At 64.0% G+C, this 19,960-nt stretch carries 21 protein-coding genes and 1 tRNA gene; 6 read left to right on the forward strand and 16 right to left on the reverse strand.

Translation table 11 applies throughout. The annotated features are described in order from the left end of the window. Positions 1-119: 119 nt before the first annotated feature. The 7 genes from M2390_RS13190 to M2390_RS13220 form a co-directional block, all read right to left on the reverse strand. Positions 120-668 (reverse strand): TetR/AcrR family transcriptional regulator, encoded by a 549-nt coding sequence (locus tag M2390_RS13190; RefSeq protein ID WP_259179422.1) that lies wholly within the window; start codon positions 666-668, stop codon positions 120-122. Between the two features lie 229 nt (positions 669-897). Then, on the reverse strand, positions 898-2,121 hold the full coding sequence (locus M2390_RS13195) for a saccharopine dehydrogenase family protein (protein WP_259179423.1): 1,224 nt from the start codon (positions 2,119-2,121) through the stop codon (positions 898-900). 52 nt (positions 2,122-2,173) lie between these two features. Beyond that, positions 2,174-3,607: an APC family permease gene (locus M2390_RS13200; RefSeq protein ID WP_259179562.1), complete on the reverse strand. Its 1,434-nt coding sequence runs from the start codon at positions 3,605-3,607 to the stop codon at positions 2,174-2,176. Positions 3,608-4,374: 767 nt separating this feature from the next. Continuing rightward, on the reverse strand, positions 4,375-4,653 hold the full coding sequence (locus M2390_RS13205) for a hypothetical protein (protein WP_259179424.1): 279 nt from the start codon (positions 4,651-4,653) through the stop codon (positions 4,375-4,377). A gap of 87 nt (positions 4,654-4,740) precedes the next feature. Continuing rightward, positions 4,741-5,091: a hypothetical protein gene (locus M2390_RS13210; protein ID WP_259179425.1), complete on the reverse strand. Its 351-nt coding sequence runs from the start codon at positions 5,089-5,091 to the stop codon at positions 4,741-4,743. A 93-nt stretch (positions 5,092-5,184) separates the two neighbouring features. Continuing rightward, the gene (locus M2390_RS13215) at positions 5,185-6,120 is read right to left on the reverse strand and encodes a hypothetical protein (protein ID WP_259179426.1); all 936 of its coding nucleotides are present in this window, start codon (positions 6,118-6,120) and stop codon (positions 5,185-5,187) included. A 256-nt stretch (positions 6,121-6,376) separates the two neighbouring features. Continuing rightward, a tRNA-Ala gene (locus M2390_RS13220) sits at positions 6,377-6,452 on the reverse strand. Between the two features lie 189 nt (positions 6,453-6,641). On the opposite strand from M2390_RS13220, the gene M2390_RS13225 reads away from it, so the two are divergent. Continuing rightward, on the forward strand, positions 6,642-7,352 hold the full coding sequence (locus tag M2390_RS13225; RefSeq protein ID WP_259179427.1) for a hypothetical protein: 711 nt from the start codon (positions 6,642-6,644) through the stop codon (positions 7,350-7,352). Here M2390_RS13225 and M2390_RS13230 read toward each other — a convergent pair. Beyond that, complete coding sequence (locus M2390_RS13230) at positions 7,349-7,702, reverse strand: hypothetical protein (RefSeq protein WP_259179428.1); 354 nt, start codon at positions 7,700-7,702, stop codon at positions 7,349-7,351. The two genes, M2390_RS13225 and M2390_RS13230, sit on opposite strands and share 4 nt — an antisense overlap. Before the next feature lie 57 nt (positions 7,703-7,759). Between M2390_RS13230 and M2390_RS13235 the strand changes: the two genes are divergently transcribed. Then, the gene (locus M2390_RS13235; RefSeq protein ID WP_259179429.1) at positions 7,760-8,203 is read left to right on the forward strand and encodes a MarR family winged helix-turn-helix transcriptional regulator; all 444 of its coding nucleotides are present in this window, start codon (positions 7,760-7,762) and stop codon (positions 8,201-8,203) included. A 102-nt stretch (positions 8,204-8,305) separates the two neighbouring features. On the opposite strand, the gene M2390_RS13240 is transcribed toward M2390_RS13235, so the two are convergent. The 3 genes from M2390_RS13240 to galU all read right to left on the reverse strand — a co-directional run bounded on the left by M2390_RS13240 (position 8,306) and on the right by galU (position 10,979). Continuing rightward, positions 8,306-9,310 (reverse strand): hypothetical protein, encoded by a 1,005-nt coding sequence (locus M2390_RS13240; RefSeq protein ID WP_259179433.1) that lies wholly within the window; start codon positions 9,308-9,310, stop codon positions 8,306-8,308. Positions 9,311-9,419: 109 nt separating this feature from the next. Next, the gene (locus M2390_RS13245; RefSeq protein WP_259179434.1) at positions 9,420-10,073 is read right to left on the reverse strand and encodes a GNAT family N-acetyltransferase; all 654 of its coding nucleotides are present in this window, start codon (positions 10,071-10,073) and stop codon (positions 9,420-9,422) included. Positions 10,074-10,082: 9 nt separating this feature from the next. Continuing rightward, positions 10,083-10,979, reverse strand: a complete 897-nt coding sequence (gene galU, locus M2390_RS13250; protein WP_259179435.1) for a UTP--glucose-1-phosphate uridylyltransferase GalU — start codon at positions 10,977-10,979, stop codon at positions 10,083-10,085. Between the two features lie 80 nt (positions 10,980-11,059). Here galU and M2390_RS13255 point away from each other — a divergent pair, with 80 nt between their 5' ends. Genes M2390_RS13255 through mscL form a run of 3 tightly spaced genes read left to right on the forward strand, consistent with a single transcriptional unit; the run spans position 11,060 to position 12,393 of the window. After that, on the forward strand, positions 11,060-11,641 hold the full coding sequence (locus M2390_RS13255) for a 5-formyltetrahydrofolate cyclo-ligase (protein WP_121687268.1): 582 nt from the start codon (positions 11,060-11,062) through the stop codon (positions 11,639-11,641). 39 nt (positions 11,642-11,680) lie between these two features. Next, positions 11,681-11,893 carry an FmdB family zinc ribbon protein gene (locus M2390_RS13260; RefSeq protein WP_121687269.1) on the forward strand — a complete coding sequence of 71 codons (213 nt, stop codon included), beginning with the start codon at positions 11,681-11,683 and terminating at the stop codon, positions 11,891-11,893. Positions 11,894-11,919: 26 nt separating this feature from the next. Continuing rightward, on the forward strand, positions 11,920-12,393 hold the full coding sequence (gene mscL / locus M2390_RS13265) for a large conductance mechanosensitive channel protein MscL (protein ID WP_259179436.1): 474 nt from the start codon (positions 11,920-11,922) through the stop codon (positions 12,391-12,393). Positions 12,394-12,567: 174 nt separating this feature from the next. On the opposite strand, the gene M2390_RS13270 is transcribed toward mscL, so the two are convergent. The 4 genes from M2390_RS13270 to M2390_RS13285 all read right to left on the reverse strand — a co-directional run bounded on the left by M2390_RS13270 (position 12,568) and on the right by M2390_RS13285 (position 18,423). Next, positions 12,568-13,290, reverse strand: a complete 723-nt coding sequence (locus M2390_RS13270) for a hypothetical protein (protein WP_259179437.1) — start codon at positions 13,288-13,290, stop codon at positions 12,568-12,570. A 168-nt stretch (positions 13,291-13,458) separates the two neighbouring features. After that, positions 13,459-13,692, reverse strand: a complete 234-nt coding sequence (locus M2390_RS13275) for a hypothetical protein (RefSeq protein WP_259179438.1) — start codon at positions 13,690-13,692, stop codon at positions 13,459-13,461. 96 nt (positions 13,693-13,788) lie between these two features. Further along, entirely contained in the window at positions 13,789-17,544 is a 3,756-nt protein-coding gene (locus M2390_RS13280; protein ID WP_259179439.1) for an AAA family ATPase, read from the reverse strand. Between the two features lie 156 nt (positions 17,545-17,700). After that, positions 17,701-18,423 (reverse strand): META domain-containing protein, encoded by a 723-nt coding sequence (locus tag M2390_RS13285; protein ID WP_259179440.1) that lies wholly within the window; start codon positions 18,421-18,423, stop codon positions 17,701-17,703. A gap of 185 nt (positions 18,424-18,608) precedes the next feature. Here M2390_RS13285 and M2390_RS13290 point away from each other — a divergent pair, with 185 nt between their 5' ends. Further along, entirely contained in the window at positions 18,609-19,004 is a 396-nt protein-coding gene (locus tag M2390_RS13290) for a phage holin family protein (RefSeq protein ID WP_259179441.1), read from the forward strand. Positions 19,005-19,062: 58 nt separating this feature from the next. Here the strand turns inward: M2390_RS13290 and M2390_RS13295 are convergent, their stop codons facing one another. After that, positions 19,063-19,869 carry a YidC/Oxa1 family membrane protein insertase gene (locus M2390_RS13295; protein ID WP_259179442.1) on the reverse strand — a complete coding sequence of 269 codons (807 nt, stop codon included), beginning with the start codon at positions 19,867-19,869 and terminating at the stop codon, positions 19,063-19,065. Positions 19,870-19,960 lie beyond the last annotated feature (91 nt).

The following is a 19,960-nucleotide window of genomic DNA, read 5'->3' on the forward strand; positions in this document are numbered from 1 at the left end:
TTCGTACGGTATCAACCCCGAGTAGGCTAATTCGCGGCACCCCGGTTACGCCATCCCCTCATTTGGGTTACGGCTCGGTGAACGACATGACGACCAGGATGGCCGCGCGACAGGGAGCGCTAGGCGGTGGGAGGCTTCCCCAGCGTCCCGATCAGGTCGGCAACCGCGGTGATCGAGGCCTCCGCCAGGAAGGGGTCACTCTCCTCGCCGATGATGTCGGTGTGATAGGCGATCCCGTCGCCGGCGAGCAGCACCAGGCGGGCCAGGGTTTCGTCGCCCAGCGAGTCCACCAGAACCTCAAACCAGCGATCCCGCGCCCAGCGCAGGGTGATCCACGCCTCGTTATTACCCGCCTGACCGAGGCGGGTGGCGGCCACCACCAAGCGCTCCAGCGGCGAGGAGTATTCCAGCGAGGTGCCCACGTAGTAGCGGGCGGCACCCTCGGGGGCGATTCGCATGGCGGCGGCGTCCGCGGTGACCAGCGCCTCCAGGCGGTCCAGGATCTCCCGGTCCATCGCATCACGGGAGCGGAAGTGGTGCAGCAGTCCGGCCTTGGAGAGGCCGCTGCGCTTGGCGATGGCGTCGATGCTGGCCGATCGCACGCCCTGCACAACGAGGAGGTCGACGTAGGCCTCGATGATCTGATCCGGTTTGCTCTGCTGGTCCATGTGACTTCCAGTTTGGCACATCCAACCGGTTGGTAGTGCCCCATGTGGCGGTGCGTGACACGAGCCCCGGTCACGCACCGCCGGGGTTTTTGTTGGGAGCCGATACCAGGCGGCTCCGAGCGCCCCAGCCATACCCTAACCGGGCGCTCCTCCCAGCGGTGGTGCGCGGCACAAGCCAGTGCGCGCACCACCGGGGGTTTCGAGGGTTAATCACTCCCTCGAGTCTGTGTTACCGCTCGACTATGCCCCAGGCCGAGCCGTAGCCCTGCGGCTCGGCGGCGGCGAGCAGTTCCAGGAACGGCTTGGCGTCAAACGCCTCGGGGCCGAGGACACCGGCACCGCTCCAGGTGCCGTTGGCCAGCAGTTCGAGGGCCACAACCGGGTTGATGGCGGTTTGCCAGACGACAGCCTGCGAGTTGTCGCGGGCCATGGTCTCCTCGTTGTCGGCCACGTGGTAGAGGTACAGCGACTTCTTGGTGCCGTCCTTGTGGGTTCCGGTCACCAGCACACCGGCACAGGTTTTGCCCTTCATCAGCGGACCGAGGGTCGCCGGGTCGGGCAGCACGGCGGCCACCAGGTCGCGCGGGGACACCTGCTGACCGTGCACGGTTACCGGCTCGGTCTTGTCGAGGCCGAGCTTGTTCAGGGTCTTCAGGACCTCGATGAACTCGTTGCCGAGGCCGTACTTGAACTCGACCTTCTTGGCGTCGATCCAGCGCGGCATCAGGTGAACCTCTTCATGCTCCACGTTCACACACTCAACCTCGCCGATGCCCTCGGGGAATTCGAAGGTGATCGGGTCGGAGAAGGGCTCCACCGCGTGCCAGCCACCCTTGTCTTTGTCCCAGAGGATCGGCGGGTTCAGGCACTCCTCGATGGTGGTCCAGATCGAGAAGGACGGGGCAAACTCGTATCCCTCGACGGTCAGGTTGGCGCCGTCACGGACCGAGAGCACGTCGATCTCGTCGAACAGCTCGTCGGCGGCGTAGCGGGCGAAGATGTCGGACAGGCCCGGCTCCACGCCGATCCCCACCAGTGCCAGCTGCTCCTTCTTTTCCCACTCGTCGGCCACGGCGAACTGGTCGTCGCCGAGCTTGATGTTGGTCTTGGTGAAGGGGTCTTCGGGGTGACGTACGGACAGGCTCATCGCCATGTCGAGGTAGGTGACGCCGGCGGCGTGAGCACCGTCGAAGATCGGCATCACGAAGCGGGGGTCCACGGCGTTGAGGACGTGGGTGGCACCGGTCTCGCGGATAAGGGCCTCGACGGCGTCGGCGCTGGAGGCGTCCACCTGTGCGGCGGTGTAGCGGGGGTCGCCAATTTCGGTCACCAGGCCCTGCGGGCGTGCGGGGTCATAGTCGGCGATCGTCAGCTTGTCGAAAAAGGAACGGCGAGAGGCGATTCGGGCTGCGGCACTGCCGACGCCACCGGCGCCGATAATCAGGATGTGCACGATACTTCTTTCTGTTGTGACGGTGTTGCTTCGGTTGAGGAAAAGACTGGGGCTAGTTCTCGGGAACCAGCACGGGGGTTTCGCGGTTGAGCGCCTTGCCGGAGAAGAACTCCTTGGCACCGGGGAACCGCGACCAGATGAACATCACGATCAGACCCAGCAGCAGCGATCCAACACCCATCACGAAGGTGCCGCTGGTGCCGAGCAACTGCGTGGTGCCGTAGTTCGGATCAAGCATGCTGATGGCGGAGTAGACAAACACGGTGCCCATCATCAGCCCGCCGATCAGCGGGAGCACGAACCGGAACACGGTGTTGCGGGCGCTGTCGAAGAGGTTCTTACGGAAGAACCAGATGCAGGCAAACGAGGTGATCGTGTAGTACATGGCCACCGCGAGGGAGGTGGATTCGATCGTGTCGGAGAGGATGTTGCCGCTCAGCAGGGACATCCCCACATAGAAGATCACCGAGACGACGCCCATGAAGATGGTCGAGAAACCAGGGGTTGAGTACTTGGGGGTGATCTTGGCGAACGGGCCGGGCAGGCCCTTGTAGACACCCATCGCCAGGGTTCCGCGGGCGGTGGGAAGAATCGTGGTCTGGCAGGTGGAGAGGGCCGAGACGAACACCGCGAACACCAGGACCCAGCCCCACTGGCCGAGGGCATCGTTACGCAGACCGAAGAACACATCCTCGGCGGTGTCAGGGTTGGCCAGGCCGGTGCCGGTGGTGCCGACTCCGGCGTGCATCATGGCCAGCAGGGTCATGCCGATGTAGGTGATCAGCAGCACAACGGTGGACAACAGGGCCGCCAACCCCGGAGTGGTGCGCGGGTTCTTGGTTTCCTCGGCGAGGGAGAGGCAGGTGTCCCAGCCCCAGTAGATGAAGATCGCCAGCAGCACACCCTGGATGAATCCGGCCGGGTTATCGGCGGCGAACGGGTTGAACCAGTCCCAGGAGAAGGCGAAGTTGTGGAACGCGCCGCTTCCGATGGCGAGCGCCAGGCCGATGCAGAAGGCGATGATCGCCAGGTATTGCAGCGCCATCAGAATGTTTTGGGTCAGCGCCCCGGCTTCCACCGCCCGGTAGGAGACCCAGGTCATGGCGGCGATGATTACGGCACCGAGCGCCACCACGAGGGTGTGGTTCTTGGCGATCGACCCGTCACCGATGAGCAGCAGCAGGTACTTGGAGGCGACCTCGCTCTGGCTCGACATCACGATCACGCCGGCCACAAACACACCCCAGCCGGCCATCCATCCGGTACGCGGGCCGAATGCCTTGGACGCCCAGGTGAACGCGGTGCCGGCATCGGGGACCGCGGTGTTGAGCTCGCGGTAAGCAAAGGCGGTGAGGCACATCGGCACGAAGGCAACGATCAGGGCGATCGGCGCCTGAGCTCCGGCCGCGATCACGATAAACCCGAGGGTTGCCGCCAGGGAGTACAGCGGTGCGGTGGAGCCGAGGCCAATCACCATCGAGGCCATCAGGCCCAGCTTGCCGTGCGCCAGGCCCTTACCGCCCTGGCTCGCGGCCACGTTTTCTGTCACGCTCACTTGTGCTCCTCTGCAACGGTACGCCGGGGTGGGGATCGAGCCGGTCGTCGAGTTTCCGCACCTCCCAACCATTCGGTCGGGAGGTAGGTAAATCGTGCCACGCGATCTTTCCCCCGTCAACACGATCACCCTCGATTTATGCCTCGTGACCCCCTCGGCACCGAGTTTTCTCGCTGGCAACTCCCGTGTCACGCCGCGCAACGGCGCGGATTATTCCCCCGTCGCGGCGTTGCGAAATTAAATTGTAAACACCTTGTTTCGGATACCTGGATGCGGGTCAAATAACCCTCCGGCCGTCGATCCGGCTAAGACGCTCACCACGGTTCGTCTTGTGCACGCGTCGACGCGCGGCATGAATATGCGAGGCCGACATTTGCGAGAAAGCACCGTCGGAATCATCCAGCCACGTTCCGGGGCGCGAACCGTGCCGCTTGGCGAGCTGCGAAGCAAGAGAGTTCCTGACCACGATCTCAACAATCCCGATTGACTGATGGAAAGCCCCGGAAGGCCTCTGTGAAAGCATGTCTCCGGGGTTACGACTTTTAAGCTACGCGTGCACGCTGGCACATCGATCGCCGGAACTCAGACTGTGGACAACCACAAATATTTCGCGGGGTGTGGAGGATCGCAGGATATGCAGGAAGCCCCGGTCGAAGACGATCAACCGGGGCCACACGGATTGGCTTTGCGCGGGCCTGCTAGCCCAAACTCAGCAGCACCAGGCTCAACAGCGGCGGCAGCACGGTTGGCACAAAAACGAGAATTCCCAAGATAAAAGCCGCCAGGCCCAGTCTCGAGCCGCGCAGCTCGGGGTGTGCTCGCAGGTTGGATCGTGATACCAGCGCCACGACAATCGCCGCACAGGCCACAACGCCACCACCGAGTGGGAGCACAATGGCTACGAATAGCGCGACCAGGGCTAGCCCGGCCGCGATGCATGCGGCCCCATCAACCGGCCTACTGGAAACCGAACTCATGATCCTCTCCCCCGTCGAGAGCCTGGCGATCCCCCGACCGCATAACGACTATTTGATTCGAGCATAGTGGATGCTCCCCGGCACGGCTTATGCGCGGCGCGAGCGCGTCATCAGAACGATAACGAGCCAGCGCAGAAGCAGAATTACCACGATCGCAGCCAGCGTCCATACCGCGATCAGCCCGTCCGAGGCTTCAAGAAACCCGGTCAGTACAGGATGCTGCCGCACGGTGTCTGCATCAAAGCTCCACCATGTGTCCTGAGACCGCACCCCGGAGCTGTGCGAGTGGCGTTCCCCTCCCAGCGCCGTAGCGATCCCCGGTCGAACCACCGCATTCAGGATCACACCAACAACAAGCGGCCCGACCATGCACACCAGGAAGCTCAGCGTTAGCCGGCGCTGAGACTTGCGCTCACGGCCCTCATCGGTGGTACTCATCAGAGGCCACCGTAGCACCGACGAATAATCTCCCCGAATCAGCCCGCTAACAAATTGCGTGGTCACCCCATCTCCTGCCTTCCAGTAGGAGAGTTAGCTGCTCAGTTCCTTGATCGGATAGTTCAAAGACTTAAAGTGAGCAATGACCCGCTTTTGCTTCTCTGCCACACCGATATCCATCGCTCCCGGCTTGACACCCAGATTCCATCCTGTGCGATAGTTCTTCCCGTCAAAGGTCAGATAGCCAGCTGGGCCACGCTCGGCTATCCATCGCCGGTCCCGAATGGCGTAGCGTTCGCGCTGCTCCTTATAGTCCAATTCGTCCAGCAGAAGTACGCCATCGATGCCCACGCTCTCCTCCAGTTCAAGCGCCGAGCGCACCTCAGCACCAAACTTGCTCACGAATTCTTGATGACTTGAGATTTTGGCATCTCGCGCAAACTTGGCAGCGATGAGAGCGAGAATGGCGAACTTACCGCCCCTATAAACCTCCACACCATCCGCTCCGACGCCCCACTCATACTTAGTCCTATCAACCCCGGACCCGGAGTCGCCTTGCGGGCTCGGGCTGTCCTTTTGACCAAGCCAGTTGCGAAGAGAATCTAGCTCCTGAGCGATCAGAGCCAACATCTCGGTGGGAACCTCCGTCTCCTTCAATCGTCTCGAGCCATCACTCGGCGGTTCATCCCAGCCACGCCACACGTGAAAACGTGCGCTTGCACGGGAATGGAGTGCCTCGACCTGATACTTCGCCACCGAATTCGCCGCCGACTTCGCAAGCACCTCCGCCACGCTAGCGTTCGTTAGCTCACGGTGGAGTTCCGCCGCTTCGTTTAGGTCCTCGCGATAGAAACGCTCAGCTGCTTGCTGGCTCTCGATTTTCTCTCGTTCATGTTTTTCCTGATCCCTGACATGGATTTCCTTGTCCCTCTTTCCGCGATACGCCAACCAGGCGAACCCGGCAACGAGAACGGCCATCAGCGTGGCAAAGTTACTACCAATTTGTGAGATTTCCACCCAAAACTGCACAACACACTACTTTCATGAGAAGAGAATTTACTCGTGCACACTAGCGGTAAAAAAAGCTACTCTGTGTGGTCTCAACGGCGCGTTGCGCAGTAATAATAAAGCCTGTCATTCATTGAAAATCCCTGAAAAAACACAACCCCCAGTGCGGGGCATAGGCGCGCGTGTGACGCACTGCCGAGGCGAACATCACTCCAGATCAATGAGGCTTTGTACACAAAAACCGGCCGGTCTCGATGGAGACCGGCCGGCTTTTTTGTGGTGGACCTAGGGGGATTCGAACCCCCGACCTCTTCATTGCGAACGAAGCGCGCTACCAACTGCGCCATAGGCCCTTGCGGTAAGAACGAGCGTATCACGCGGGAAACGCCGCGCCGAATTGGTCGACGCAAAACCGCGGCCGATCCGCGGATGGCCCCGGGACTGGGTTCTTGATGTTCCGGGGCACACCCGCCAGACTCGGGATAAGCGCGCCCGGAGTGCGGATAACCGTGGATCTCACGGTCAATGCGAGAGGACGCAGATTGACACTAAGCAGGCATCCACTCATCGCACTCACCCTGGCCTCGGCTGTGGCCCTGGGGCTGGTCGGCTGTATCGCCACCGAGCCTGATCCTCCACGCCCGACCCTGGTGCACGATGAGGAAGAAGCCGCGGTCATCGACACCACCCGAGAGCAGAGTGAGCGAAACGGAACGGGCGAGCTGGGAGACGGACTCCCGCCGCTCAATGCGGATATCACGGTCGAAGATTTCAACACGGATAATCTCTTCACCCCCACGCACGAGACCGTCGCCGACCTGAACGGCTTTGGTACCCTCCTGGCCGAGTCCCTGCAACGCCTGGATAACGCGGCATTCGCCCAACAGGGCACCGCGAAGTCACGTGAGGATGCACGACTCGCATTCATCAAAACCCTCACCGGGCGCTACACGCTGAGCGAGGATGCGCGGCGAGATCTCGAACGCGCAAGCAACGCCGCGGTGAAGCTCGGAACGGAACCGGTGCCCGACCACAAGAGCACGGTGACCGCCAGCCGGGTCCGGCTTCTGGGTGGCGGGATCGAGGAGACCCTGGGGAGCCGCACCCGGGTCTCCTATGAGATCATCTTTGCCCGCGACCTCACCGGCAGTCCGGTGCGTGAGCGCTGGGATGAAATCGTTGCCTACGGCGTCCTCTTTGATGATCTCACCGGCGAAATCGCCCGGATTCAGGTGAACCGCACCCCGCTCTAGCGGGCGAGGATCACCCAGATCGCGGCCACGTGGCACATGGTCGCGAAGCTCGCGCCACCCACCATCGTCCAGAGTCTGAATTTCAGTCCGGTCGCGATATCCACAATCTGGGCGGCGGCAGCAACCGCGAGCAAGAGTGCCAGGGCGGGTGAGGCGGGGGCGATCCAGACTCCGATGGCAACGGCAACGCCCAGCGGCACCGACCGTGCGCCGTACATGACCGCGTAGAAGCGATCGGCCGGCGCCTGGCTAGCGGGGACCATCGCAGCAGGACTGAGCATTGCGGCCACCCCGAATCCCGAGGACACCAGCGCCGCGACGGCATTAAGCAGTACCAACCACCAGATCATTATCGTTCCTTTCAGAATCGTTCAGTACTGAACCATTCTGAATGGTAGCATTAATACATGAGCTCACCAGAAGGTTTTCGGTTTCTCGCCACCCGTGGATTTCGGCTCGGGGTGGCGGGTACCCAGCTCACCCAGTCGTTTGCCGAACGCCTGCAGGCGCTGGATCTGACCTATAAGCAGGTAGGCCTGCTCGCCCTGGTGGACGCCGGCCTCGCCACCTCCCAGCGGGAGATCTCCACACAGCTTCAGGTTGCCCCGAGCCTCGTCGTGAGTCTCGTCGATCAACTAGGCAATCGCGGCGCAGTCACACGAGAGCGCAGCGCCACCGACCGACGCATTCAGGTGGTTGCCCTCACCGATGTTGGCCGGGATCTCCTGGCGCAGAGCACCCGCATCGCAGCGGATCTCGACGAGGAGCTGTACGCGCGACTCACCCCCACCGGAAAGAAAGCATTGGAAACCCTGCTTGCCGAGCTCGGGCCCACGTTCCCACTCGATTGAGAGGGATCACCCAGAACAGCACGCAGATGCCCCGCTCACGCGAACGTGAGCGGGGCATCGTGACTCAGTCTTGAGGGTGGGCTCGCACCCACAACGCGGCGACTAGCCGGCGTTGCGACGGCGGGCCAGCAGGTCCACCGAGAGGTCTTCGCCGTGGGCGTACTCGTCCACGACGCCCATCCGGGCAAACCGGCTCACCGGGCGATCCGCAGCCTGCTGCGTCGCCTCGGTCGACTCCTGGTCGGCGGGTGCGGACGCCGCAGCCTCCGCGCGCTCGGCCACCGCGGCCGGGGTGATCGACACCGGAGCCTCGGGAGCCAGCTCGGCCGCGCGCTCGGCGAGCACCTGGGCGAGGGCCGCGCGACGCAGCGCGTCCTGGGCGTCCTGCCGCGCCATCGAGGCGGCTGCCACCGATCCCTCGGAGGCATACATCGGGGCGGGCAGCACCGGCGGAACCCAGGCACCGGGGCGCAGAGGCTCGGCCTGGGGAACTGCAACGGGCAGCGGATCGGCAAGGTCCTGCATCGGCTGAGACTCGGTGGGCACCACGGTAGCCGTCTGATCCAGCACGGCCTCGGGTACCGCCACCAGCTTGACCGGACGGGCCAGCGCCACCAGCAGCGAGACTCCCGCGAGCGCCATCAGTGCACCCACGATCAGGAGCACGGCCTGACCGCCACCGGCCAGAATTACGCTGCCGGAGACGATGCCGATCGCACCGATCAGCAGGGTCACGGTTGCCATCAGCCGCGAACGCTTGCGTGCCTTGGCACGAAGTGCGGTCAACGGCGGACGCGCGGTGAGCTCGGCCCGCAGCTGAGCGGCTTCTTCGAGCGCCTCCTGCTTGGCGCGCTCGCGAATCTCGGCCTGCACCTTGCGCAGTACCTTCTGCTTCTCGGCGACCTCGCGCGAGGAAATCTCCAGGTGGACCTGACCGGGCATCTCGGTGGTTTCGGCGAGTACACGCATGGTCTGCTGCAATCGCACGGCGTTACGCTCGGTCGCCAAATACTCATTGCGTCGGCGCCATGTGGGCACCAAATAGATGAGCCACAGCACGGCTGCAGCCGCGAACACCACACCACCACTCAGAATTCCACCCGGCATACACCTACGGTACGTGCGAATGACAAAAAACGGCCCTCGCACCGCGGGTGTGTCTACAAACACTCGGCGGATATTCCGGCAAACCCGGCGTGTTGCACGATCGTGATGCCTAGTACTCCAGTGGCAGGCTTGCCGCGAGCCGATCAGCCTCGGGAATCTCGGCCAGGTGCGGATCGGCGAGCCCCATCCGCCAGCGCGCGTAGACACCCTCGGGGGCCTCCTCGGCCACGACCGCGAAACAGTAGTGGTCGCGCCAGTCTCCGTTGATGTGAATATAGCGTCGGCGTAACCCCTCATACCGGAACCCGAGCTTACGCACGACCGCCAGGCTCGGGGCGTTCTCCGGCCGGATGCAGATCTCCATGCGATGCAGCCCGAGCATCCGGAACGTGTAGTCGGTGGCCAGCGCCACCGCGGTGGGCGTAATGCCCTTGCCCGCGAATCGCTCGGAGATCCAGTAGCCCAGGCTCGCCGAAGCCAGGGAACCGTAGGTGAGCCCGGACACCGTCAGTTGCCCGGCCAGCTCCCCCCGGTACTCCATGATCAGGGGCAGGCTCTCCCCCGCCCGTGCGGCGGCGAGGCGGTCGCGAATGGACGCACGCACGTCCATCGCGAACATTCCGCGGGGGCTGGTGGCCTCCCACGGCGCCAGCCAGGATCGATTACCCAGGAGCTCACGCTCCAGCGCCTTCGCATCCCGCAGCTTCACCCCGCGCAACACAATATCCCCAACCTGCTGCGGCTGGAAACTCCAAGATGCCACTCGTGTTTCCTAGTCTTCGAGGCCCGCAACAAAGTCGCGCAGCCACGGCTTGAGCTCGGCGCCCAGGTCTTCCCGGTCGGTGGCAAGCTGCACGATGGCCTTGATATAGTCGGCCCGGTCGCCGGTGTCATAGCGGCGACCGTCAAAGATCACGCCGTACACACCGCCCGCGATGGACTCATCGGCCGCGAGCTCCTGCAGAGCATCGGTGAGTTGAATTTCGCCGCCCTTACCCGGCTCGGTGTGCTCCAGCACACCAAATACCTCGGGACGCAGGACATAGCGTCCGATGATGGCCAGGTTGGAGGGGGCATCCTCCACGGCGGGCTTCTCCACCAGCCCGGTCACCCGGACCACGGACGGGTCGTCGGTGGCTTCAACCGCGGCGGCACCGTAGAGAGAAATCGACTCGGCGGGCACCTCCATCAGGGCGATGATGGTCGCGTTACGCTTCTCCTGCTCGTCCAGCATCTGGACCAGCAGCGAGTCACGCTCATCGATCAGGTCGTCACCCAGCAGTACGGCGAACGGCTCGTTGCCTACGTGACGCTTGGCCCGCAGCACCGCGTGCCCGAGGCCCAGCGGGTCTCCCTGGCGCAGGAAGTGGATGTCGGCGAGGTCGTTGGGCTGCTCCACCGAGTCCAGACGGCGCTTGTCACCCTTCTTGCGCAGGGCAATTTCCAGTTCGGTGACCCGGTCAAAGTGGTTTTCCAGGGCGTTCTTGTTACGTCCGAGGATCATCAGAACGTCGGTCATCCCGGCGTCCACGGCCTCCTCAACGACGTATTGAATGGCCGGCTTATCAACGACCGGAAGCATTTCCTTGGGCATCGCTTTGGTCGCCGGAAGGAAGCGGGTTCCGAGACCTGCGGCGGGGATAACTACCTTATTCGCGCGCTTTGACATACCCCCAGACTACTCACACCGGGTACTCGGCAACAGCCCACGCCGTATCCAGTACCGTCCATCACACCTAGAATGGGGCTATGTCCCATGAGGTAGATCACCAAAAGCGAGCCCTCCGCGCCGAGCTGCGCGAGCGCCGCCGCAATCTGACCAGCACCGAGCTGGAAAACACCACGGTCGGACTGACCACCCAGCTGCAGGAGCTCGTCACCCGTTCTGGGGCACGCAGCATCGCCTGCTATCTGTCCCGCCCGAGCGAGCCGAACACCCGCCCGTTCTTGAACTGGGCACTCGAGCGCGGCATTCGCATCCTGTTCCCGATCTCCCGCGAGGATGGCCTACTGGATTGGACCGTCGGCGAGACCGGAGAAGAGAGCGCGGGCCTGTTCGGAATCAACGAGCCCATCGGTGAGCTGCTCGGTCCGATCGCGATCAACGACGTGGACCTGATCATTGTTCCCGCCGCCGCGGTGGACCAAACCGGGATGCGCCTGGGTTGGGGTCGGGGCTACTTCGATAAGACCCTCGGATCGATGGAGCGCTGCCCACCCGTGTACGGCGTGATCTACGATAGTGAACTGCGCGATTCGATCCCTCAGGATGTTCATGATCGCCCGGTCAACGGTGTCGTCACCCCGACGCGGATCGCCGAACTCGGCTAGATCCTTCCACTCTCTCCCTTTAACACACAGGAAATATACGTGCCCCTCTACTCCTATAAGTGCACCGAGTGCGGAAACGCCTTCGATATCACCCAGAGCCTTTCTGACGCAACGCTGAGCGAATGCCCGTTATGTGGTGGGAAACTGCGTAAACTTTTCGGCACGGTCGGTGTGAGCTTTAACGGCTCGGGTTTCTACAGCACCGACTCCAAGTCGGGTTCCTCCGGGAGCTCCGGCGGAGCCAAAAGCTAACGAAACCACCACTGAAGGGGGACCCTATGATTAAGGGCTTCAAGGAATTCATTCTTCGCGGAAACGTCATTGATCTCGCCGTCGCGGTGGTCATTGGTGCCGCATTCACCTCGGTTGTCAACGCAATCGTGGAGAACATCTTCAACCCGATCATCGGCGCACTGTTCAAGGCCGACAGCCTGGACGCGACCTGGGTTCTCTCGATTCCGACCCTGGACCCGGACAAGCCCGCCGAGGTGAAGTTTGGTGCCGTTGTTGGAGCGATTATCTCGTTCCTGATCGTCGCCGTTGTGGTGTACTTCGTATTTGTCCTGCCGATCAACCACTTCAAGAAGCGGGCCGACGCCCTGCTGGCCAAGAACAAGGAAGCCGCCGCCGAGGAGACCCCCGAGGTTTCCGCGGATGTGGCCCTGCTCGCCGAGATCCGCGACCTGCTCGCGGCCAACGCCGACAACGCGGCCCTGGGCTCGCGCGGACCGGGCAAACACTCGGGCGAATAGTTCCTTCCACACAAACGCGGCGACCGGATCGGTCGCCGCGTTTTTGTGTTGTGTCTACCCGCCGGCTAGCGCCGCGTACGTCGTATCAGAGCAACAACTGCGAACACCACGATCCCAATAATGGCGAGCGTTACCAGCGGTCCAACATAAACTGCGGTGGTCATGATCTCCTCCCTAGTTATTTCTCGTAATCGGGCTCTTAGTCACGTCTACTTCCATCCACGCAGTCCAGCCTGCGGGGAACCCTTTGAAAGCCACCGTGAGAGCGCCGCTGTAGCGAGTGACCTGGTCTGACCGCTTGATCAGTTTTCGGTCTGAGAGGTCTGCGCCAATAATCCGATACTGCGGATCATACGATCGCGAGATTTTGCCGGGGCCGCCGTTATAGCCCGTGTAGTCAAAAGAAAACCCCATCTGAATGATTACGAGATCCACGTTTGCATAGCATCCGGTGTATTCCTGGTGGTAGTTACTCCCTACACCGCGTTTACAGTCAGCGACTCCGCGTACGTTCGAACCAATCTGCGCAGCTTGCGGTGTTCCATTACCTATGGTTGATACTGCAATCGACCCGTCGCCATAGGTAGAAAGCTGAGAAAGCTCACCCGCAATAACCACATCGTCTGTGCGAATCGGCTTCCCACCCGACATCGACTCCCACGGAACCCCGGCGTCGAGTTTTGCAACGAGTGCATCTGCGGTTTCTTGCTGGACACCGTACGTCGAAAGCCGTTGCCGGATTTCAGTATTGACCCGTGCAGAATCGGCTTCGTGTTGTGCCTGCGGCGAACTGCCTGCGGCTGTAGCGGTGGCAGCGGAAAGTACAACGGGGGCCGTCAATGCCCCTGCAAAAAGCAACCCTGCGATCGCACCTCGGAATTGAGATCTGAACTTCATTGTTTCCCCCAACGTTTATTGAGGTGAATCTATGCTCAGGCGTTGAGAGGAACAAGTGAGTATTAGTTATGTATCGTGTTCGTATTCGGATTATCGGACGAACGCAGCCACACCGATCCAATAAACGCGGCGACCGGATCGGTCGCCGCGTTTTGTGTGTACCGCGGGTTAGCGAGTGTGGGTGCCCCAGTGCGGAGGCACGTCGGCGCGCATGCGGGCGTCGTTGCCGGAGTCCCCGGAGGTCTGGAGCGGCTTATCGCCCCAGCCCGCGTCGGAGTCCTCGGAGGCACGAACGGGGCGAGTGCCCGCTTGCGGTGCCGGATCGCTACCGGGCACCGCGGCCGTGCGGACACGGCGGGAGCCGGGCACCCGACGGATCGGTTCGGACGTGTTGTTACTCATGATTCCAGCGTACCGCGGGGCACGCTCGGCGGGTGCACCCGGTGGCGTGCCCGCTCAACCTCGGTTGGCTTGGCAGGTACGGCCGGTGAGCGGCGTCTAAGCCTCGGGTTCGGCGGGTGCCGCGGGTCGTGCGTCGGGAACGCCCAGCAGGGCCGTCACCTTGGCGCTGACACCCTCGGGATCCGCAAACAGGTCGAACGAGTGCACCCGCAGGTAGTGCCAGCCCAGACGGCGCAGCACGTCGGGACGCAGGCGCAGCGATTCCCGCAGCGACTCGGTGGTCACCTCGGGATCGGACTCGACCGCGACCGCCTTGCCGTTATACGAGGCAACCAGTGCCAGCGAACCGCGGTAGCCCACCTCGACGTCAAGACCTCGACGGTACAGGCGCTCGGCCAGGTCCACCATCATCGGTTCGGCACCCTCGGTGTTCGGCGGCGCGGGAACATGCTGTACGGGCTTGCGCAGGATCTCGGCGAGCGCCGCGATCCCGTGGCTGGTGCGGGCGGGATCGATGTCCTGCGGCTTGATGCAGGACACGATCACCATCGACCGCCGGGCACGGGTCATGCCCACGGCCAGCAGACGGTCGCCGCCGGGCTCGCCCAGCGCACCAAAGTTCGACAGCACGCGGCCGTGCGGGGTGAGGCCGTAACCGAGCGAGAAGATCACCCGGTCGCGACTCTCGGCCACCGACTGCTCCAGGGTCAGCACGGCGAAGGGCTCGGCGCGCTCGCGCAGAATAAAGTCGGCCAGCTCGGGGTGCTGAGCGAACGCCGAGAGCACCGCCTGGTTGAGCCGGGTCGCGTGCTTGACGCTCGCGGTGACCACCATCAGCGACTCCCGCGGACGATTCGCCGCGTGTTCCAGAACCAGGTTCACCACGCGCGACACCTCGGCATCCACCGACTCGACACCGCCGGTGTCGGGATCGGGCATACCCTTCCCGCCCTTGACATAGTCGACGGTCAGGCTGCCGTGGCCGAGGAACGAGCCCGCCCACGGGAGGGATTCGATCTCACCCGCGTAGAAGCGCTGGTTGACCAGCTGGCTCAGGTCCTCGCCACCGGCCCGGTAGCTGCGGGTCAGGGTCAGCGTGGGTAGCAGCTCGCCGAGACGGGCCAGCGCCGAATCCCCGTGCAGGGCCTCGATGTCGAAGTTCTGGGCCTCGTGCCGGGAGGGATCCGCGGCGGCCAGGGTGAAGGGAAGCGGGCTCTGGGTGACCGGGTCACCGAAGGCCACAACCTGCTTGGCACGACCGATCGCCGCGGCGTTCTCGGCCAGGGTGGTTGCACCGGCGTCGATCAGGAACACGGTGTCAAAGCGCAGCGAGTCCGGGATCAGGTGCACCTCATAGGGCGAGGCCACCCACACCGGGGAGAGGATCCGTGAGAGGTGCGGGGCCTGATTCTCCAGGGCCATCGGATCCACCGCGGCCCCACGCAGCAGGGTGCGCAGCGCGGCGGCCTCATCGGAGTGGTCCACCAGACCGATCTTCCAGGTGTCGCCCAGCAGGGTCGCCAACTGCGCGCCCTGGGCGGAGGCGTGGGCCTCATCCACCAGGCGGAAGTCGGATTCCAGACGGTCGATCACGCTGGTGTTCGCGCCGAGCAACGCCTTATTGGTGGCCAGCAGGTGCTCCAGCACCGACTGCCACCAGGCCAGCTCGAGCTCGTCGGCGACGCGCTCCTCGGGGACGTGACGCACCGAGAGGTCGGTGATCAGCGGCGCGAGACCGAGCTCCTTGAGCTCGGCGATCAGCGTGGTGCGCTCCTGCAGGTTTTCCATGACCTGCGAGTCCGCGGCCAGGCCCGCCATCAGACGCACCAGCTCCTTGACCGGCAGCGCGACCAGGCGCTCATCCCGGGTCACCCGGTGCAGCGGACCGTCCAGCCGGGAGAGGTCATCCACCACGCGCTGATAGGTCACCTGCACGTCGGCGATACCCAGCGGAACCTCGGGCATCGCGCCGGTGGACACGTAGCGCTGCCAGAGCACACGCTGCGCCTGGATCCTCCGCAGAGCATCCTCCATGTCGGCAATATGTACACCGGGGCGCACATACTCACGAGCCAGCTTCTTCAGGCGGCGCCGGTTGGCGGTGTTCATGCTCGGCGAATCGCGACGCGAGCTGTGGGCGATGATCAGTTCCTCAAGCGAGCGGTCAAACACGCTCGGCGAGAACTTGTCCAGGGTGTCGCGCAGATCCAGCAGCAGGCGCAGATACACACCCAGCTCCTCGACCGACTCGAACGGACGCATCCGGGTGTGACCGATCAGATCGTAGGCACGCTCCAGCAGGCGCGGCAGCTCGGTGCGGTTGAGCTTCTTCGCCAGCGCGTGGGTCGCCTTGGCCTCGGCGGTGGTGGCAAAGGTGGCACCGTACCAGGGTGAGTCTCCGGGACCGTACTGGAACTCGCCCAGTGCCGCGGCGGCCGCAAGCTTCTGCGAGATCGATCGGCGGTCCCCGGCGAGGTTCCCCATCGAGGCGAGGTCGAGTCGCGCGGCGGTTGAGGGCGGGAAGGGCAGATTACCCAGGCGCGTCAACGATTCCAGGGCCTCGATGACCGAGACGCGCAGGGTCGGGTCGATCCGCGACAGCGCGCCGCGGTAGTCCAGCAGTACCCGGCGCAGGCGCACCAGGGCGTCATCCACGTCGGCAATCTTGGGGGCGATGGCCTTCTCATTGCGGCTGATCGCCTCGATCAGGTCGCGGCGCACGGTGGTCGGCCCGACCGAGAGTCCGGGCAGGCCCACCTTGGCCAGGCGGTGACGGATGCCGTCCAGTCCCGAACGCCGGGCACCCACCACGAGCACCCGCTTGTGCTGGGAGACCAGCGCACCGATCGCGTTGACCGCGGTCTGGGTGCCACCGGTTCCGGGCAGGGTGCGCACCACGAGGGAGTTGCCGGCGGTGATCTGGGCGATCACGTTTTCCTGCTCGGCATCGGCGTCCAGGAGCAGGGTATCGGTGGTCGGCGGACGCTCGTCCTGACCCACGGCATCCACCGGGAGGAACAGGCTGTCCACGAGCTTCTTGGCCCCGGCATCCCCGGCGATGGCCTCAAGGATCGGGTGCTGGCGCGACTGCACGTCGCGGGCGAGCGCCGGGCCGATGTCCGCGAAGGTCGACACCAGCAGGCGCGGCTGTACGCTGAACCACTCCAGGCGACGGGTGATCCCGCGCAGCTCATCGATCACCGGCTGCGGCTGGAACACACCCTTGGCCACCGAGAGTGCCTCAAACGCGTCGGCGTCCAGGGCGATGCCGAACTGCTCGCGCATCGCGCGCACCAGTTCGGGGTTCATGACCGAGCGGCCCTTGAGCTTGAGCTCGTAGTCCTTGCCGTAGCGGCGAATCGCCACCGGGCGCAGCAGGACCGGGGCGCAGTAGTCAACCCCGTCGTGACGCCACTGGGCCAAACCGATGGCCAGGTGGACGGCCTCGATGCCGCGCACGGTACGCAGCTCGACACCCTTGGTGGTGATCACGTCGGCGGCGGACTTGGCCCGCCGCAGCGCCAGCTCGTCCCGGATCAGGTTCGACAGCAGCGTCGAGTGTCCGGTGATGAACTGAGGCAGACCGCCGGGATGGGTCGAGGAGAGTTCGATCCGGGTACGCGGCTCATCGGTGAAGAACAACAGCGGTGAGGTACCGCCCACGGCGCGAATCTGTTCGATCCAACGGGCACGTTCGGCGGCGGGGTCGGGCTGGGCGACCGGGGTGGGACGCGGGGGCACGGCGGCGTCGGAGACGTCGGTTGTCTCACTGCTCTGGGGCGTGGTGTCCGGGGTCACATCGGTGCCTTCCGGGTTGTTTGCGGGCGCGACCGGCGCGCTCTGGTCAGCCACGGACCCCACAGCGGATTCGTGTTCTTCTGAGTTTTTGTCGAGCGGCCACACAACCACACTTTAGGCGTTTTTTGCCCGCTTCGGGGTGAGCCTCGGCCGGTGTTGACCGGAAATCACCGTTTTCACGCAGGAAACGGGGGTCAAACTCGGGTTTTCCTAGCCTCGGGCCAGGCGTCCCAGGATCTTGCCCTCCGCGCTCTGAACAACGAGTTCGGCGTCGGTGATCCGCGCGGTCTTGCCCGCGGAGAGCCAGGCATCCACATTTTCGCAGGCCATCCGGGTGGACCCGAGCGCGTCCAGGGTCACGGTGTCGCCGCTCTGTGCCCAGGAACCGATCAGGGTGTTACACCCGTCATTGCCGTTCAGGGTCCCGTCGGGATTGAGGATCAGGGTCGGGGTTTGTCCCACCCCGGGTTCGGCGGCCGCCCAGGTCCCCACCACCGCACTCGATCCCGCGTCTCCACTCGGGGTCGGAGTCGAGGGGGCCTTCCCCCGCACCAGGGTGGTCAGGGTGGTCCCCTTCTTATCCTGCAGAATCAGATCCTTGCCCTCGATGCTCACCCGTTCGGACTGCGAAAAGACAGTGGGCAGGGTCTCGCCCTCGCAGGCGATCAGCGTGCTCGGGCCCGAGGTCACGGTCAGGGTGCCGCTCGGGGCGAGCTTCCAGGTGCCGCTGCCGCCGTTGCAGCCGTCCGATCCGGTCCAGGTGCCGTCCTTGTCCAGAGTCAGAAACGGGGAGGTGGAGTAGGAGGTGGTGGGAACCCAGGTGCCCTCCAGATCGCGCTCAGCGGGGGCGGCGCTGCCCGGACCGCTGGCGCATGCGGTTAGGAGCAGCGCGCCCAGGGCGAGGACGGGCAGAAACAGGTGGCGAGCGGACATCGAAAGCCTTTCGTCGCGATCTGAGGATCCCGCACCCCCGGCCGGATCAATCGTGCCCCCAGCATAGCGACCCCGGGCATCCCACACCGGATCAGGCGATCACAACCCGGTTACGGTTATGGTTCCGCGCCGGGCATGAAACTGCCATACTCAAAGAATCAACTCACACCCTGGGGGAACACCGCATGATTCGTTTTCTGATTGGTACCGCGATCAACCTCGGCACCGCAGCGCTGGGGCTGCTGCTGGCGGCCTGGATCATCCCCGGCGTGCACATCACCGCCTCGGGATTCATCGTGGCCGTGGTGGTCTTCACCGTGGCCCAGGCCATTCTGACCCCGTTTATCTTCAATCTGGCACGCAAGTATGCCACCCCGATTCTCGGCGGCATAGGCCTCATCTCGACCTTTGTGGCGCTGTTTGTGGCCACGCTCTTCCCCGGAGGGCTCGGCCTGGCCGACGTGACCGCCTGGGTGCTCGCGCCGATCGTGGTGTGGGTGGTCACCGCGCTGGGTGGATGGATCCTCACGGCGATTTTCCTCAAGAAGCGCATCGAGGAGTCCAAGAGTCGCAAGCGGTAGCGGCGGACAGCGTTCGGGCCGGCACGGGACATCCCGTGCCGGCCCGCTGTGTGTCCGGCTAGGCGGGAACCAGTTCGGTCCCACCGCTACCGGCCGCCTCCGCTCGCGCACCCAGGATGCGGCGCAGGAGCAGGCGTTCGCACAGGGTCCAGGCGGTGGTGATCATCAGGTAGATCGCCGCGGCCAGCGGAACCCATAGCGCCATCAGCACGGTCATATAGGGCATCCAGCGCATGACCCTGGTGAGTCCGCTCAGGTCGGGCATCACCGGCTGCCCGGGAACCGGGGCAGCCGGTGTGGGCGCGGGTTCCACCGGCAGCAGCAGGTAGCGACGCTGGAGTTCGGCGGTGATCGCCATGATCAGCACGATGCCCAGGTAAATCCCGATCCGCGGCCAGGCCTCCCCCGAGTTCAGCAGGGTCATCAGGTTTCCGCTCAGCGGTAGCCCGCCCAGGGTTTCGGTGAGCAGGGTATTGGGGGCACCGTGAATCTCGGGCTTAATGAAGAGGCCGTAAATGGCCGAGAGCACCGGAATCTGAAGCAGCAACGGCAGACAGCCGGCCAGCGGCGAGGCCTTCTCGGTTTGGTAGAGCTCCATCAGCTTGCGCTGACGAACCTCGGGGTTTTTGTATTTCGCGTTGAGCGCGGCGATCTTAGGTGCGAGGCGTTTGCGGGTCAGCTCGGCCTTCACCTGGGAGCGGCCCACGGGAATCAGCGCGGTGCGCACCAGGATCGTCAGCAGGGCCACGGCGAGCGCCGCCCCTGCCTCGGGTGCCAGCGGTGCCACAAACTCGTGCAGGCGGGTGACGAGCCAGTAGGCACCGTCAAGGAGCAGGGCAATCGGCCCAAAAGAATAGAGGTCCATCGGGGTTTCCAAACGGGTAGGAGAAAGAAGGAATCATCGATGGATTCCCCTCACTCCCCCGGCGTGAAACCGTGGAGGATGGGCTCGGGCG

The sequence above is a fragment of the Mycetocola sp. BIGb0189 genome, assembly GCF_024810155.1.
Classification (GTDB): domain Bacteria; phylum Actinomycetota; class Actinomycetes; order Actinomycetales; family Microbacteriaceae; genus Mycetocola; species Mycetocola lacteus.